The sequence below is a fragment of the Pedobacter cryoconitis genome, from assembly GCF_014207135.1.
GTDB classification, from domain to species: Bacteria; Bacteroidota; Bacteroidia; order Sphingobacteriales; family Sphingobacteriaceae; genus Pedobacter; species Pedobacter cryoconitis_D.
Window position 1 is genome coordinate 78403 of sequence record NZ_JACHCC010000004.1, and the last position, 16691, is coordinate 95093.

At 39.7% G+C, this 16691-nt stretch carries 19 protein-coding genes; 5 read left to right on the forward strand and 14 right to left on the reverse strand.

What is annotated here, in order from left to right:
* Window positions 1–105 precede the first annotated feature (105 nt).
* Entirely contained in the window at window positions 106–1035 is a 930-nt protein-coding gene (locus HDF25_RS07965; RefSeq protein ID WP_184624218.1) for a GDP-L-fucose synthase family protein, read from the forward strand.
* Window positions 1036–1093: 58 nt separating this feature from the next.
* Complete coding sequence (locus tag HDF25_RS07970) at window positions 1094–2026, forward strand: hydrogen peroxide-inducible genes activator (RefSeq protein WP_184624219.1); 933 nt, start codon at window positions 1094–1096, stop codon at window positions 2024–2026.
* A 68-nt stretch (window positions 2027–2094) separates the two neighbouring features.
* Here the strand turns inward: HDF25_RS07970 and HDF25_RS07975 are convergent, their stop codons facing one another.
* The 3 genes from HDF25_RS07975 to HDF25_RS07985 all read right to left on the reverse strand — a co-directional run bounded on the left by HDF25_RS07975 (window position 2095) and on the right by HDF25_RS07985 (window position 3594).
* Window positions 2095–2700, reverse strand: a complete 606-nt coding sequence (locus HDF25_RS07975; protein WP_184624220.1) for a superoxide dismutase — start codon at window positions 2698–2700, stop codon at window positions 2095–2097.
* A 79-nt stretch (window positions 2701–2779) separates the two neighbouring features.
* Window positions 2780–3253 carry a nucleoside deaminase gene (locus tag HDF25_RS07980; RefSeq protein ID WP_184624221.1) on the reverse strand — a complete coding sequence of 158 codons (474 nt, stop codon included), beginning with the start codon at window positions 3251–3253 and terminating at the stop codon, window positions 2780–2782.
* A gap of 5 nt (window positions 3254–3258) precedes the next feature.
* Entirely contained in the window at window positions 3259–3594 is a 336-nt protein-coding gene (locus tag HDF25_RS07985) for a tRNA-binding protein (protein ID WP_184624222.1), read from the reverse strand.
* Between the two features lie 92 nt (window positions 3595–3686).
* Here HDF25_RS07985 and HDF25_RS07990 point away from each other — a divergent pair, with 92 nt between their 5' ends.
* Both HDF25_RS07990 and HDF25_RS07995 read left to right on the forward strand, forming a co-directional pair.
* Complete coding sequence (locus HDF25_RS07990) at window positions 3687–4874, forward strand: class I SAM-dependent rRNA methyltransferase (RefSeq protein ID WP_184624223.1); 1188 nt, start codon at window positions 3687–3689, stop codon at window positions 4872–4874.
* 83 nt (window positions 4875–4957) lie between these two features.
* The gene (locus HDF25_RS07995) at window positions 4958–5869 is read left to right on the forward strand and encodes a bestrophin family protein (RefSeq protein WP_184624224.1); all 912 of its coding nucleotides are present in this window, start codon (window positions 4958–4960) and stop codon (window positions 5867–5869) included.
* A gap of 38 nt (window positions 5870–5907) precedes the next feature.
* Here the strand turns inward: HDF25_RS07995 and HDF25_RS08000 are convergent, their stop codons facing one another.
* The 5 genes from HDF25_RS08000 to HDF25_RS08020 all read right to left on the reverse strand — a co-directional run bounded on the left by HDF25_RS08000 (window position 5908) and on the right by HDF25_RS08020 (window position 10201).
* On the reverse strand, window positions 5908–6963 hold the full coding sequence (locus tag HDF25_RS08000; RefSeq protein WP_184624225.1) for a nucleoid-associated protein: 1056 nt from the start codon (window positions 6961–6963) through the stop codon (window positions 5908–5910).
* Window positions 6964–7007: 44 nt separating this feature from the next.
* A complete protein-coding gene (locus HDF25_RS08005) occupies window positions 7008–7790 on the reverse strand; it encodes a TerC family protein (RefSeq protein WP_184624226.1) in 783 nt (260 codons plus the stop codon).
* 77 nt (window positions 7791–7867) lie between these two features.
* A complete protein-coding gene (locus HDF25_RS08010; RefSeq protein WP_184624227.1) occupies window positions 7868–9115 on the reverse strand; it encodes a hypothetical protein in 1248 nt (415 codons plus the stop codon).
* Entirely contained in the window at window positions 9112–9654 is a 543-nt protein-coding gene (locus HDF25_RS08015; RefSeq protein ID WP_184624228.1) for a hypothetical protein, read from the reverse strand. Before HDF25_RS08015 ends, HDF25_RS08010 begins: the two co-directional genes overlap by 4 nt.
* On the reverse strand, window positions 9644–10201 hold the full coding sequence (locus tag HDF25_RS08020) for an RNA polymerase sigma factor (RefSeq protein WP_184624229.1): 558 nt from the start codon (window positions 10199–10201) through the stop codon (window positions 9644–9646). The genes HDF25_RS08015 and HDF25_RS08020 overlap by 11 nt, the downstream gene beginning before the upstream one ends.
* 147 nt (window positions 10202–10348) lie before the next feature.
* On the opposite strand from HDF25_RS08020, the gene aspS reads away from it, so the two are divergent.
* Window positions 10349–12094 carry an aspartate--tRNA ligase gene (aspS, locus tag HDF25_RS08025; protein ID WP_184624230.1) on the forward strand — a complete coding sequence of 582 codons (1746 nt, stop codon included), beginning with the start codon at window positions 10349–10351 and terminating at the stop codon, window positions 12092–12094.
* Between the two features lie 63 nt (window positions 12095–12157).
* Here aspS and HDF25_RS08030 read toward each other — a convergent pair whose 3' ends face one another.
* The 6 genes from HDF25_RS08030 to HDF25_RS08055 form a co-directional block, all read right to left on the reverse strand.
* The gene (locus HDF25_RS08030; protein WP_184624231.1) at window positions 12158–12988 is read right to left on the reverse strand and encodes a KilA-N domain-containing protein; all 831 of its coding nucleotides are present in this window, start codon (window positions 12986–12988) and stop codon (window positions 12158–12160) included.
* A 107-nt stretch (window positions 12989–13095) separates the two neighbouring features.
* Window positions 13096–13617 (reverse strand): TlpA family protein disulfide reductase, encoded by a 522-nt coding sequence (locus tag HDF25_RS08035; protein ID WP_184624232.1) that lies wholly within the window; start codon window positions 13615–13617, stop codon window positions 13096–13098.
* 231 nt (window positions 13618–13848) lie between these two features.
* Entirely contained in the window at window positions 13849–14286 is a 438-nt protein-coding gene (locus HDF25_RS08040) for a hypothetical protein (protein ID WP_184624233.1), read from the reverse strand.
* The gene (locus tag HDF25_RS08045) at window positions 14270–14650 is read right to left on the reverse strand and encodes a phage holin family protein (RefSeq protein ID WP_184624234.1); all 381 of its coding nucleotides are present in this window, start codon (window positions 14648–14650) and stop codon (window positions 14270–14272) included. The genes HDF25_RS08040 and HDF25_RS08045 overlap by 17 nt, the downstream gene beginning before the upstream one ends.
* 23 nt (window positions 14651–14673) lie before the next feature.
* Window positions 14674–14940 carry a YtxH domain-containing protein gene (locus tag HDF25_RS08050; RefSeq protein ID WP_184624235.1) on the reverse strand — a complete coding sequence of 89 codons (267 nt, stop codon included), beginning with the start codon at window positions 14938–14940 and terminating at the stop codon, window positions 14674–14676.
* Between the two features lie 210 nt (window positions 14941–15150).
* Complete coding sequence (locus HDF25_RS08055) at window positions 15151–16557, reverse strand: sigma-54-dependent transcriptional regulator (RefSeq protein WP_184624236.1); 1407 nt, start codon at window positions 16555–16557, stop codon at window positions 15151–15153.
* Between the last annotated feature and the right edge of the window lie 134 nt (window positions 16558–16691).

Genomic DNA, 16691 nt, shown 5'->3' on the forward strand with positions numbered 1-16691 from the left:
TTCTCAGAGCCTGTAAACAATTTTATCAGATGAATTTTAAACAGGCTCTCATAGGCATGCCCGTTTCTAATTCGTATTTTTGTATAAAATATACATCTGAACAAATTGGAAAAGAACGCAAAAATTTATATCGCTGGGCACCGTGGAATGGTTGGATCAGCTATTCACCGTAAACTGCTTAACGAGGGCTATTCAAATCTGGTTACAAGGACTTCAACAGAACTGGACCTGAGAAACCAGCAGGCAGTTACAGATTTTTTCAACACTGAAAAACCAGAATACGTATTTCTTGCTGCTGCAAAAGTTGGTGGTATTATTGCTAATAATACCTACAGAGCAGACTTCCTTTACGAAAACCTGGCCATTCAGAATAATGTAATCCACCAGTCTTATGAGACTGGCGTTAAGAAATTAATGTTCCTGGGCTCAAGCTGTATCTATCCAAAACTTGCACCACAGCCTTTAAAAGAAGATTACCTGCTAACCGGTTTACTGGAAGAGACCAACGAACCCTATGCAATTGCAAAAATCGCTGGTATTAAACTTTGTGATGCTTACAGGGCACAGTACAACTGTAATTTCATTTCCGTTATGCCGACCAATCTGTACGGTTATAATGACAACTATCATCCTCAGAATTCACATGTACTTCCTGCATTGATCCGTAAATTTCATGAGGCTAAAGTAAACGGAACCGCAGAAGTGGTTATCTGGGGATCAGGCTCACCTATGCGTGAATTTTTATTTGCGGATGACCTTGCAGATGCCTGCTATTTCTTAATGCAAAATTATAACGAGCCACATCTGATCAATATCGGAACTGGTGTAGATCTGACTATAAAAGACCTGGCTTTACTGATCAAAAAAGTAACCGGTTTTGAAGGTGCACTTACTTTTGACAGCAGTAAACCAGATGGGACACCCCGTAAACTAATGGATGTATCAAAATTACATAAGCTTGGATGGAAACATCAGGTAGAATTAGAGGCTGGTATTCAGCTGGCTTACCAGGATTTTCTGTCTAAACATATTTAGGCAATCTTCATATAGCTAAAGTTTATATATTTGTTCAGTAAAAATAAACTTTAGCTATATGACCTTAGTTCAACTGGAATATATTGTTGCGGTAGATACCTACAGAAGTTTTGTCGGTGCGGCAGAAAAGTGTTTTGTAACCCAGCCCACTTTAAGTATGCAGGTACAAAAACTCGAAGAAATGTTAAATGTGAAGATATTTGACAGAAGCAAACAACCTGTTATCCCTACAGAAATTGGCTCCCAGATTATCGAGCAGGCCCGACTGGTGCTCCAGGAAAGCCAGAAAATCAAAGAAATCATCAGCAGCCAGCAGCAGGATATAGTCGGCGAACTTAAAGTTGGGATCATCCCGACTGTTGCGCCATATCTTTTACCACAGGTTATCGCTTCTATGATGGAAAAATACCCTGATCTTAAATTACTGATCTGGGAATATACTACTGAAGATATCATTCATCACCTTAAAACCGGTGTACTGGACTGCGGAATTCTCGCGACTCCGCTGGGAGATAATTCAATTACTGAGATTCCGATGTACTACGAGAATTTCGTGACTTATATCAGCAAGAACAGCAAATTGTTCAAGAAGAAAAATATTGATGCAAATGACCTGGAAGATGAAAACATCTGGTTACTGAACGAAGGTCACTGCATGCGTTCCCAGGTATTGAACATTTGCAGATCGACAAAAGATAACCGTTTACAGGGACTTACATACAATACCGGTAGCGTGGAAACACTGATCCGGATGGTAGATATGAATAACGGGGCCACATTGTTACCAGAGCTGGCTTTAGCAGAACTTACGGCCAAACAACTAAGCAAGGTCCGTACATTTAAATCTCCGGAGCCTGTCCGCGAAATCAGTCTGGTTACACACAAGAACTATATCAAGAAGAGAATGTTAAACGCCCTGAAAGAAGAGATTCTTGCAATTATACCTAAGGCGATGAAACAGAAAAAGAAAAAGGACATTGTCGGGATGTAACCAAAAAACAACCCCTGTCTGCTGAGTCCAGTAAACAGGGGTTATTTATATCATATATTTTCTAAAGCTTACGCTTTTTTGAAACGCTCAGCAACAGCATCCCAGTTTACTACATTCCAGAACGCAGCAATATAATCAGGACGTTTGTTTTGATATTTCAGGTAGTAAGCATGTTCCCATACGTCCATTCCTAAGATTGGTGTACCTTTAACCTCAGCGATATCCATTAATGGATTATCCTGGTTAGGCGTAGAAGAAACAACTAATTTACGGTCAGCACCAACGCTTAACCAAGCCCATCCTGAACCGAAACGGGTTGCACCAGCTTCAGCAAATTTAGTTTTGAACTCAGCGAAAGAACCAAAAGCTGCTTTGATTGCATCAGCTAATTCTCCTGTTGGCTCACCACCTTTATTGTGTCCCATAACTTCCCAGAACAAAGAGTGGTTAAAGTGACCACCACCATTGTTTCTTACAGCTGCAGGAAATTTAGAAATGTTTTTGATGATATCATTCAGGCTGTGTGAAGCTTCAGGTTTTCCTTCTAAAGCTTTATTTAAATTAGTCACATAAGCCTGGTGATGTTTGTCATGGTGAATTTCCATGGTTTGTTTATCGATATGCGGTTCTAGTGCATCTGTTGCGTAAGGTAACGCAGGTAATTCAAAAGCCATATTATTGTATATTTAAGTTTAAAATTTTACAACCACAAATATAACATTCGAGGTTAAGTATTGTTCAGATTATTGTCATTTAGCCCCGCTTGTTTTTAAAAAACTGCTTCATGAGCTGTGCACATTCTTCTGCCAGCACCCCTTTTTCGGTTACTGTTTTCGGATGCAGTAAATTCGCATTTTTGCCAGAAAAACCTCTTTTCTCTTCTGATGCGCCATAGACCAGTCTGCTGATCTGAGTCCAGTAAGCTGCTCCTGCACACATGACACAAGGTTCAACCGTAACATAAAGCGTACAGTCTTTCAGATACTTGCCCCCAAGCGTTAAACTGGCTGCGGTAAACGCCTGCATTTCCGCATGTGCGGTAACATCATTCAGCTGCTCTGTAAGATTATGCCCGCGTCCGACAATCCTTCCTTTGCAGACCACGATTGCACCTATAGGAATCTCTTGCTGATCAAATGCTTTTTGTGCCTCTTCGAGCGCAAGGCGCATGTAATGTTCATCCTCTTTGGACAGATCCTTTTCTTCAGAAAAATTGTAGTAACTCATCCTGTTTAGCACAATTTACTGCCATTGGGTACTTTGCCCATCAGCGTTGTCAATACAATACTCCCGCTCTCATCTGCAAATCCGGTCACTAAAAACTCTGACATAAATTTTCCTATCTGTTTTTTAGGGAAGTTAACCACACCTACAATCTGTTTCCCGACCAGTTCTTCTTTAGTATAGTGAGCGGTAATCTGTGCACTACTCATTTTTTCGCCAAATTCACCAAAATCAACCCTGACTTTATACGCCGGTTTTCTGGCTTCAGGAAACTCCAGGACTTCTAAAATTGTGCCTGCTCTTAATTCGACCTTTTCAAAATCATTCCAGTCTATATGTTCCATATTTGATATTATCTTCTTGTACACCGATAAAATTACGAATCTTAACCTTATAATGCCCTATATTGCCTACTGCTTTTTACTACCTTTGTACCATGATTGATGTTGTACTTAAAAAGGGCAAAGAAAAAGCTGTCCATCAAAAACACCCCTGGGTATTTTCAGGAGCTATAGACAAAGTAAAAGGTAGTCCGGTAAACGGAGAAGTGATCAAAGTCCTTGCGGCTGATCAATCATTCTTAGCTTATGGTTATTACAATGCACAATCGCGTGTTGCAGTACGTCTGCTGGAATGGGAAGAAGACAACATCATTGATACCCAGTGGTACAGACACAGGCTAAAAAATGCAATTGCTTCACGTGCCCACGTACTTGGTAACACCGAAACCAACACCTGCCGTCTGGTATTCAGCGAAGCTGATTATCTGCCTGGGTTAATCGTTGATAAATATGCTGATTTTCTTTCCCTTCAGATCCTGAGTGCGGGAATGGAGAACATCAAAGCAGATCTGATTGAAATTTTAATTGCAGAATTAAATCCTTTAGGAATTTTCGATAAAAGTGACGCCAGCGCCCGTACGCATGAGAACCTCGAACTTTCGCAAGGTTTATTATGGGGGGAAAACCCACCTGAATTTATTGAAGTAAAAGAAAACGGGGTCCGTTATCACATTAATATTGCTGACGGACAGAAATCCGGGTTCTATTGTGATCAACGCGATAACCGCGAGATACTGGCTGCTTACACCAAAGACAAAGAGGTACTGGATTGTTTCTGTTACAGTGGCGGTTTTACCCTGAACAGCTTAAAACATGGGGCGAAACATGTAACCAGTGTAGACAGTTCAGCTTTAGCTATAGAAACACTAAATCATAACCTGGGCCTGAACGGCTTTATGGAGCATCAGCAAACCAGCATACAGTCGGACGTTAACAAACAACTGCGCGTGTTTAAAGAAGAAGGAAAAACTTTCGATGTGATCATCCTTGATCCGCCAAAATACGCGCCCTCAAGGTCCGCTCTGGACAGAGCTGCAAGAGCTTATAAAGACCTCAACCGGTTAGGTATGCTATTGCTTAAAAGCGGTGGTATTCTAGCTACCTATTCCTGCTCTGGTGCCGTTGACCTCGAGACCTTTAAACAGATTATAGCCTGGGCAGCACTTGATGCAGGCAGAGAAGTACAAATCATCAAACAGTTCCACCAGCCAGAAGACCATCCTGTAAGGATATCCTTTCCCGAAGGTGAATATCTTAAAGGATTATTACTAAGAGTATTATAGTAAAATAAAAATAGAAGCGATCATAGGGGGCGGCAAACAAATCTGCGTTTTAATTGTAATTTTAGAAAACGCAAATTTATCAAATGCTAATAGTCCACAACATCCGGTTTAGCCGCATCCTCAGAAACACCTGGCAGGTTGATCTCATTATGATTTTTTCCTGCACAGTTGCTTATCTCACCAGAGAGTTTTTAATAAAGCACAATTTTGAGATCCCCCCTATTATTCCTGCTGTTCTGGGGACAGCCATCGCTTTTTTTATTGGCTTTAACAATAACCAGGCTTATGACCGGTGGTGGGAAGCCCGTAAAATATGGGGTGCACTGGTCAATGATTCAAGGTCATGGGCAAGAAGTGTGGTCTGCTATATTTCACAAAATGAGAAAAGCGATGTCGAATTCAAGGTCATCAAAGACAGGATGGTACGCAGGCATATTGGCTTTCTCTACGCCTTAAAAGCTAAACTCAGAGGCGCAGTCGATGAGAATTATCAGCAATATCTGGACGAAGCAGACCTCAGGGAGATCAATCTGCATACGAATGTGCACAATGCGATTCTCACCCTGCAGTCAAGAGACCTGCAGCAATTAAGTAAAGACGGAATGATCGATGGATTTCGTTTTATGGAAATGGATCAGCTCCTGATCAGATTTTCGGATGAAATGGGCAGGTCTGAGCGGATTAAAAACACTGTATTCCCGACAACTTACAATTACTTAACCAAGGTATTTATCTGGCTTTTTATAGTCTCTCTAACGCTGGTAATCAGTCATGCAGCAGGTATCTGGGCAATCTTCATCGGGTGGATGGTCGGTTTTGTTTTCGTCTCTACACAAATTAACGGAATGAGTCTCATTGATCCTTTTGAAAACAACTCCTCTTCTGTCCCGCTCAATCAGATTACAAGAACGATAGAAATAAACTTACTGGAAATGATAGGCGCAGACAAAATTCCCGCACCTGTTAAACCCATCAATAACGAATACATTTTGTAAATCAGGATATAACCACCTGTTTTTTAAACAACAGGTGGTTATTCTTCTTCTTTAAAATACACTTTGTAGTAATTCATGGATTTATCATCATCGAAGCCCTTTTCAATGAGTTCTTTATTCCCATGAATATAGATATGGAAGTTTTTATCCAGCTTCAATACACTTTTAAATGATTTGGCCTGCTTTTTAACTGCTGCCCCCGAGATATCAAAACTATCGGCGATAGGAGTCTCAAACTCTTCCTCGTAACTCTTTTTATAGTTTTTGAAAGATTCAATTCCCTCTTTATTCCCGATCACCTCATTCGAGAATTCATCCATATCAAAGCTTTCCTTCTCTTTGAAATATTTCATAGAGCGGTTCAGCAGGTCTATTTTATCAGCCTTACTGATATCATACTCCTGGTCCAGTTTATCTGTTACAAAGCTTTTATATACGCCTAATACATTATTTGTCTGGTTATAATTATCATTCCTGATTTTCAGTTTCAGGAATTCGTCTTTCCAGTAAACGGCCTCATTACTCCGGTTGGTCTGATCTATGACAGCCACCTTATAACCTTCCTCCTTTTCTGTATTAAAGATCAGACAACCTTTATCCAGTTTATTGATATTGATTGCCTCTTCCTCGTAACTCAGGCCAAAACCAGCCTGTTCAGGATAAACTTTGATATAAGACTCTTTAGTTTCCGATTTAAAGATCCCGATTGCATCATGCAGCTCTCCTTCGATCTGTACATTTTCAAAATAAGCGACATATAATTCGCCTGCCTTGATTTTGGGATGATTGGAAGTTTCATAAAGATATTTTGCCAGTTGCTGACTATGCTCATGGAAAAGAGTTCCATTTTCAAATACCTGCGCAATAAAATGAAAAACTTCATTCAGATTTAAATCATCATTAGGATGAAAAAAACGAAAGATCTCATTCACCTTTTCGTAAGGACTTAAAAAATACTGCAACAGCAGATTCTTAAGCTGCTCATCCTGAATTTGCATAGAAGCTTCGGATAAGACATAAAACTCATCTTGTGCTTTATTGCCTATTCGATGGATAGAGAGCTCTGCCAGAGAGGCTTCAGGAAAATAAATCATATGTGCTGTAAATTTTAACGGGTTTAACGGGTCGCAAAAATACTTTATTTTTCCTCTTTTGCATTATTTCTCAGCTGTACCGGTTTGCTGGATTTCTTCTTCATTTTCAGATTCAGCAATTCTACCAATACAGAGAAAGCCATGGCAAAATAGATATAACCTTTAGGAATATGCTGATCCAGTCCCTCTGCCAGTAAAGAGACACCGATTAACAAAAGGAAAGAAAGTGCCAGCATTTTAACAGTAGGATGGTTATTGACAAAATCGCTGATTGCGTTTGCAGAAACCATCATAATCAATACTGCAATAATTACCGCAGCAATCATAATCTGAACATGGTCAGCCATTCCAATAGCTGTAATTACAGAGTCCAGAGAAAATACAATATCCAGCACAAGGATCTGTGCAATTACACCCGCAAACGAATGTACTTTGACTTTCCCTTCTTCTTCCTCTTCCCCTTCCAGTTTCAGATGAATCTCATGTGTACTTTTATAGATTAAGAACAAACCACCCAATATCAGAATCAGGTCCCTTCCGGAAATAGCCAGTTTTTCCAGCCATTCTTTGTTCTCCAGGTTAATCCATTCACCGATATTAAATAAAGTCGCCGTTAAACTCATTACCCAGCTTAAAGATAAAAGCAGCAATACCCTGGTAATCATGGCCAGGCCAAGCCCCAGTTGTCTTCCTTTCTTTTGTTGATGTACAGGCAGTTTTCCTGAAAGAATAGAGATAAACACAATGTTATCTATACCCAGAACAATTTCTAAAATGGTAAGGGTCAGCAAAGAGATCCAGGTTTCGGGCGTACTTAAGAATTCCATATATTATCGTTTGCCGTAAAGCTATAAAAAAAAGCTTGCTGATTTAACCAGCAAGCTTCAATTCCATTTTTATAATCTTATCTGAAAGACACAGATCCGTACTCTGATTTCATACGGATTACTGCTCCGCCGCCACTACCAATTTTCCCAGAATAATTTTTGTTCTCATCGTCTTCACCTGTCTGACTCACACTTACTCTGTCACCATGTCTGAATCCGCTATAACTGCTTTTTACGGTAAAATCTCCATTATAACCACCAGCAAAATTCAGTTTTGTATCTACATACTCATTATCAATCAACAGATTTTTACATCCAGAACCAATTTCATTAATATCCAGATTGTTATAGCTCATTTTGAGATTACCATCTCCTCTCAGGTTACCAATATTCACCCCAGCATATTCTGACCGCAGGCTTAATTTTCCGACATTACCGATCTTCAGCGAGTTGTACTCTTGTCTGATAATCGCATTGCCTTTAATATTATCCACCCGCACATTTGCATACTGTACATTCAGATCAAGATTATTAACGCTGTTAACCGTAAGTCCAGAACCATATTGCTGCTTGATCACTGCATTTCCCCGGATGGTATTAATCGACACTGGAGCATATTGTGCATCCAGGTCAAGTGTACCCACTGTTCCGATTGTTAAACCCGAACCATACTGCTGTTTAACAACTCCTTTATTTAATTCAGTAATTGACGTTTTACCATATTGAACAGAAATATAATTGTTTGTTCCCGAAAGGTTTCCCGCAATAAAGTCCCCATACTGAACTTTTGCATATAGTGGTCCTGAGCAGCCTTCGAGGTTTACGTTACCGAATTCCTGTGTTAAGGTCAAAGCATTTGAAGAAGGCATATAAACCACATAATTCACTTTAATTTCTCTTCTTCTACCACGTCCTGACCGATTACCAGGCTGTTCAATGATAGTTTTGCAACCTACCATATCCCCATTTTTTTCGGCTGAAATAGTTACCTGGTCAATTAACTTTTGTACTTCTCTCTCATCATTGCTAAAGGCTTTGACAGAAACATCAATTTTAATTTCCTTTTTATCCCATAGTTTGATCACCATGCCACCATACTGATTATGCAGACTGATTTTATCCCCTGAACCTAAAGGAAATGTTTTGCTGAAATTTTTTGACCGCATGGGATCATCATTCTGCGGATCTGCACCCTGTACAGCAGCAACCATTGATGTATTCACGTTATTTGCAGCATATAGAGGTGCTTTTCGCTCTGGTTCATCCTGTGCATAAGACAAACTTAATGAGCCTAAAAGAGCAATGGAGAGAATCAACTTTTTCATATACTGTTTTCCTTTTTATATTGACTGACTTCGTTAATAATTGACAACTGCTGGTTCAGTAGCTGGATCTGAATTTCCAGGTTCCGGATCATGGCTTTCGCAACCATTTGCTGATTAGGACTTCCAGCCATTTCTTTCCTCAGCTTCTCATAAGTAGCATTAAGGACCTGAAAATCTGTTTTGAATTTGTTGTATAATTCAGGGTCCGTTGCTGCAAAGGCCTGCAGACTATCTCTCTTCTGCTCAATCATTCCCACAAACTGGACTTGTTTCTGTCCATAAGCCGGATTAATATCGGCGACACTTATACGGCCCTTTTTAGCCGGTAGAATATACATAAAGGTAACCCCCAACAATATGATTATTGAGGAGGCAATACCCATCCATAGCTGAATATTAAAATTATACCTATGCTTTTTTTTCTGCTGGTCCTTCTTATCCAGCTCCCCTTCGATTTTTTTCCAGAGTCCGGCAGAAGGCCTGTCTGTATCAAACTCCCTCTTGTTTTCCCTGATAAAATCTTCCAGTTTAGTACTCATCTCTTGCTCCTTTCTTTTCTAATATATTTCTCAACTTCATTTTTGCACGCATCAATTGTGATCGGGAAGTTACTTCCGATATTTTAAGAATATGCGAAATTTCCTCATGGTCATACCCTTCAAACAGGTATAACGTAAGCACGACCCTGTATCCGTCTGCCAGTTTGCTAACTGCCGCTTTCACTTCCTCCACCTTCCATTCCAGTTCCTCCTGGTCAAATGGTTCTTCAGCTGCAATCTCCAGGCCATCCAGATCGGTAAACTCCATTTTTCTTTTGCGGAGACAGTTAATTGATTTATTGACAATGATTTGTTTCAACCATAAACCAAATGTTGTATCTCCTCTGAAATCACCTATCCGTAAAAAAGCATCCAGAAAAGCTTCCTGCAAAATATCCTCAGCTTCAGCCTCATGATTCACAATTCGCAGGGCAGCGCTGTACATAGCTCTCTCATACAACTTGTATAATTCAAATTGTGCGGTTCTGCTGCCTTTTCTGCAAGCATTTACCAGATCAATATTTTTATCTATATATACTGCTTCCAATGTTTTCGTATTCGCTATAAATGACAGGGTGATTTTCCAAACGTTGCATCATTATGAAAAAACTTTTCAATATACTCATGCTAATTGAATAAGCATTTGTAATATATGGCTCAAAATGAATATTTTTGCGGCTTAATCCGATTAAAAATGTTAAGAACAACAACTTGCGGAGCGCTTACGATTGAGAATCTAGGCGAGAACGTAATTCTGTGCGGTTGGGTACAGAAATCCAGAGACTTGGGAGGAATGACTTTTATTGACATTCGAGATCGCTATGGCATCACCCAATTGGTTTTTAATATGGATGATAACACTCAGCTATGTGAACAAGCCCGTACTTTAGGTCGTGAATTCGTGATCAAAGCAAGCGGACTGGTTGTTGAGCGTTCCAATAAAAACCTTAAGATGCCTACAGGAGAAGTGGAGATTAAAATCACTGATCTTGAGATATTGAATGCTTCGAAAATCCCGCCATTTCTGATTGATGATGAGACAGATGGTGGTGATGATTTACGTATGAAATACCGTTACCTGGACCTGAGAAGAAATCCGGTAAGAAATAATATGGTTTTGCGTCATAAAATGGCACAAACGACAAGAAGATATCTGGATGCACTGGAATTTATTGAGGTGGAGACGCCAGTATTGATTAAATCCACACCTGAAGGCGCAAGGGACTTTGTAGTTCCAAGCCGGATGAATGCAGGGGAGTTCTATGCTTTGCCTCAGTCTCCCCAGACCTTTAAGCAATTGCTGATGGTTTCGGGTTTTGACAGATATTTCCAGATCGTAAAATGTTTCAGAGATGAAGATTTGCGTGCTGACAGACAACCTGAATTTACCCAGATTGACTGTGAGATGTCATTTATAGAGCAGGAAGATATCCTGAATACTTTTGAAGGCCTGATCCGTACACTTTTCAAGGAGGTTAAAAACTTTGATTTGCCGGAAGTTCCGAGAATGCAATATGCAGATGCCATGCGCTGGTATGGTTCAGATAAGCCGGATACCCGTTTTGAAATGCGTTTTGTAGAACTGAACGACCAGGTTAAAGGAAAAAACTTCCCGGTTTTCGATAATGCAGAATTAGTTATCGGGATCAATGCGAAAGGCTGCGCCCATTATACACGTAAACAGCTGGATGAGTTAACCGACTTCATTAAACGCCCTCAGATCGGCGCTACCGGCCTGATTTACGCAAGACATGGTGAGGATGGTTCTATCAAATCTTCCGTTGATAAGTTTTATACTGAGGAAGACCTGAAACAATGGGCTGAAGCCCTTCAGACACAACCTGGCGATTTAATGCTATTGATGGCCGGAACGAAAGATAAAGTGCGCAAACAACTCAGCGAACTTCGTCTGGAAATGGGTACAAGATTAGGTCTGCGTGATAAAAATGTATTCAGTGCACTTTGGGTACTTGACTTCCCGTTATTAGAGTGGGATGAAGAATCTGAACGTTTCCACGCGATGCACCACCCTTTCACCTCTCCTAAGCCTGAGGATATTGCTTTACTGGATACCAATCCTGGTGAAGTAAGAGCAAATGCTTATGATATGGTTGTTAACGGGACTGAAATCGGCGGTGGATCAATTCGTATCCATGACCGTACCTTACAGGCCTTAATGTTTAAACACTTAGGATTCACTCCAGAAGAAGCTCAGAAACAATTCGGGTTCCTGATGGATGCTTTTGAATTTGGCGCGCCTCCACACGGTGGTATCGCTTTCGGCTTTGACAGGTTATGTTCGATCTTCGCAGGCCTGGATAGTATCCGTGACGTTATAGCTTTCCCTAAAAATAATTCGGGAAGGGATGTCATGATTGACAGTCCATCAACTATTGATGAAAAACAGCTTAAAGAGCTTAAAATAAAAACCGATTTGTAATCACAAATTGTTGATCAAAACGCCGGTTTTCTCTAGAAAACCGGCGTTTTTTGTTTAATCACACTAAGTTTCAAACAGGCCTTGTATTTTTTCTATAGTATATGCGGAACGTCTTAATGACAGTAATTGAGACACGGCCATCTTTCTAAGTTCCGGTAAGCGGTCCCGCTGAGAAATACCTTTTCCAATCAGATAGGCATTACCGCTTTCCAGATTGCTCAATACAATTAACTGATGTATATCGGCTGTATCACGGATATTCAGCCCCTGTGAACAGAGTTTCTGGTTCTCTCTCTGCCATTGTCCGGCTGACATTCCAAACAACGCTACATTCAGCAGATCGGCTTCATTTGCATAGACCTGTTTAGCCTGTTCAGGGGTAAGTTCAGGGATCAGACATTCATTGATGGCATCAGTATGTATCACCTGATTCGTTTTGGATAAAAAGCGTCTGTAGTCCCAACCAGAATTCAATCTCTCAGCTTCTTCGTTCTTTAGCCTTTGATATTCAGTTATAAGTAATAACTTGAACTCAGCACTAATCCACATGCCAAACTCAAATGCTATATCCCTATGCGCATACGTCCCGCCATATCTGCCAGAAGTTGCTTTGATACCTATTGCCCTTGTTTTCTGTATCCATTCTTTAACGCTTAATTTATAGTTATTTAAACCCGATTTGGAACATATTATGGCAAATTCGCCATAATTAAAATCCGGGTTATTTAAACGTTCCCATACTGATAAGTACTCAAGCGTATTTCTGTTACGCAACCAATCACTAACGAAGAAACCACCATCTTTCGCCTTTAACATATCCGTTAAACAGACAAAATCTTCTCCATCCTTACGGAGTATAGTTACTGCGATGTCTTTTACATATATCTTACTCATACAGTTAAATCTTTCCAGCTAACGTACTCCTGTTTCAGGGTAAACTGGTAAAATTTATTCTGCGGATTATTCCAGAATTTGTTTTTTTTATAAAAAAAGATGTCTTCTTATTTAGTTGAAGTTTTCAGATGTTTATCGATGAACTTCACCAATCCATCAAATTCCTCAGGGGTATATCCGATTGACTGATAGATTATCTTTCCTGTTTCATCCACAATAATATTTCTTGGGATTGACTGTGTGGCAAACAGTTTGAAGATCCCTCTGTCTGCATCAGGAAGAATAGGGAATGTAAATCCCTTCTTTGCTTTAAAAGGGATCAGTTTATCCCAGCCTTCTTCTCTGCCGAAGACAAAAAAAGCGAATTTAGGATTGCCTTTATATTTCTCCCAGATCCTTTTCTGCACTTCCGGTAGTTCTTCATTACAAGGCGGGCACCAGGTAGCAAAGAGGTTGATCAGGACAAGTTTCCCTTTATAATCACTAATCGAAACCGTCTTTCCTTTCTCTATTTCAAAATTAAATACCGGGACAGCATCCCCTACTTTAGTCAGAGTTCCCTGACTATCCTGCGAGAAGGACACAAAAGGCAATAAAACAAACAGCGCGATAAAATATTTTAGCTTCATAAAAAACGAATAAGGGTTCATACTAAAATAGCAATTTCAGAATCAATTTTGCAACTATATACTTTGCTGTATATACACCATGTCCTGATAACCTTCTTTGTTCAACGCAATGGTGAAACAAGCTGGGTATATATAAAAACAAAGATGCTATTTTTGCGCATCAGCCGCTGTTTCAAGAGGCGTAGCGCAAAAATAGCATCTTTGTTTTTATATCCGAACCGGATTCCCGAACTAAAAGGTCTCACTGTCGGCCGGGATTCCATAATCCACAAACCCCGGTTTCTCTTTTTTCTTTTTCCCTGTAAATAATCCCTTGATCGAATTAAATATCGCAGAAATATGTTCCGCGTCCATAGTTTTGCCCACCTTGCTTGTTGCCAGTCCTACCAGTGCTTTAGTAATAAACCCCGAGCCCCTGAAAAGCGTGCTGTTCATGATAACCGGTAGTATCATAGACATCAGTTTGCTGCTGATGTTCAGCTTATCATCAACCTTTAAAAAGGCAGAAGGTGTAGCATATTTCTTAATCAGGCTGCCTAACGTAAACTGATGCAGATATTCTTTTACATCACCCTTTATCGTCTCTTCCTGCATTCTATAATCAGCCTTGAGACTAATCAATCTGATATTAAGGTCCTGCAGGTTTTTGATATCATAATTTTTGCTCATCTTCCTCGTCCTCCTGTAATTTTTTAAAATATTTACTGATCGTGAAGTTGACGATAGCTTTTTCAATGTATTTTTCCTTTGTCATATAAACAATGACTGCCAGGAAGAGATAAAGTAAGGCCACACAACCAAATCCGGCTGTGAAACTCGCAAATACCGTAGATAAGAAGAGTGCCAGAGTAATTGTTCCCAGGATAAAAGCCAACATGAAACAAATTCCAACTATTGCATTTGTCACTAAATCAGCGAATACCTTAGCCGACCGTTTAATCAGTACAAGGCGTGCATATTCCAGACGTGTATCCACGTATTTTTTAGCTTCTGAGAACAGATCCTCAATATTCTTTTCTTTCTTCTCCTCCATTGGTATCTTCAATAAAATTTTGCCTAAGCGTGTTCCGTATCGTCAACAAATTCTTCTTCAGCCTCATTCAGCTTACTTTTCACCGAACTGACCACTTTATCTTTCAGTCCGGCAAGATGATTAATTTCATCTGCTGCCCTTTCTTTTAATGCATCCCCAAGATCTTTTAAAGACTGGTTTAACCTGTCACGTGTTTCGCTTCCTTTTTCAGGAGCAAATAACAATCCTAATGCTGCACCAGCAGCCAAACCCGTTAATAATCCAACTAGCACTTTTGAGTTATCATTCATGACTTTAATATTTATGTTTTATAATTGATTTTGTAACGTTATTAGTGCTCATCATCGATATTGCTTGTAATAACTCCCCGTTGTCAGAAATTGTTTTAAATCTTTCGAATTAAGGCAGACCTCTCCGGCCGCTCCGCAAAGACAGGTCCAGGGAGTCAATGTTCAACATCGTCCTTTCCAGGTTTAAAATAAGAAAAGGGTTTTATCTGATCAGCTATCCAGGTTGATGGCCTTCATTTTATTATACAGCGTTTTTCTGTCTATATTTAAAATCTTTGCCGCTTTGGTTTTGTTGAAATTCACTTCCCGCAAAACCTTCAGAATGGCCTCGTATTCGGCTTCTGAAGCTGCGTTTTTCAAATCCCTTGATTTCTCATGATTTCTGTGAATTGTATTTTCAATAGCCGTTACTTTAGCATACGTTGAGATCTCAAGTGGTAATGCTTTGAGCTGGATTTCATCAGATTCGGTCAGTAATGTTGCCCTGCGGACTACATTCTTCAGCTCCCTGACATTTCCAGGCCAGTTATAACTTAAGAAACACTCTTCTACATCCTTAGAAAAACCAAGTACATTTCTGCCCAGTTCTTCATTAGCAAAGTCAAGAAAAGTTTTGGCAAAAATCATAATATCTTTCCCCCTGTGACTCAGCGGTGGAAGGTTAATCGCAAATTCATTAAAACGGTGGTATAAATCTTCTCTGAAACGTCCTTTTTGTATTGCTGTTGCCAGGTTTTCATTCGTGGCCACAATAATTCTCACGTCCAGATCAATTTCTTTAGTACTACCTATCCTTTTAATTTTTCTTTCCTGAACTGTCCTTAATAAGGCAGCCTGCAAATCATAGGATAAGTTTCCTACTTCATCCAGGAAAAGTGTTCCGCCATTAGCCATTTCAAAATGACCAATCTTGGTATTTAAAGCACCAGTGAAGGATCCTTTTTCATGCCCAAAAAATTCACTTCCTGCAAGCTCTTTGGTTAAAGAACCACAGTCCATGGCGACAAAAGGATTATCTCTTCTCGGGCTGTTTAAATGAATAGCTTTCGCTACAGATTCTTTTCCGGTTCCACTTTCACCAGTCAGGATTACACTATATGAAGTCGGGGCTACCAGCTGGATCTGTTTCAGTAATTCTTTTGATGCCTGGCTCTGCCCTGCTACAAAATTTTCTACCTGATTGTACACCGGCTTTGAAACCTTTGCTTTCTGTACCTCTGACCTTGCGCCTTCTGCTGTAGTATCATTCAGCGCGATCTGGGTATCAATAGCTTTATTTATTGTATTTAAAATTTCATCCGGATAAAGAGGCTTGGTAATATAGTCGTAGGCCCCTAATTTGATCAGTTCAACAGCAAGTTTGATGTCCGAGTAACCAGTAATGATAATCACACCAGTCTGCGGATAACTCTCTTTAATCTTGATGAGCATCTCCTTTCCATCGGTATCTTCCAGCCTGTAATCGCATAGAACCAGGTCATAATGATCTTTACTCAGATAGTCTTGTGCAGAAACACCACTCGTAGCTGTGTTCACGCTAAAACCATTTCTGGTTAAGAATTTTGACAATAACAGCCCTATATTTATTTCATCATCTACTATTAGTATTCTTTTCATATCTACCAACAAATTCTAAACTAATTTGATGATAAATATAAAGAAATATTTTATATGGGAAATATTTTCTACACTTATATATTAATATTCCCCTCAATCGCTTTTTAGCGTGCCTGACACTCCAAGAAAATTAT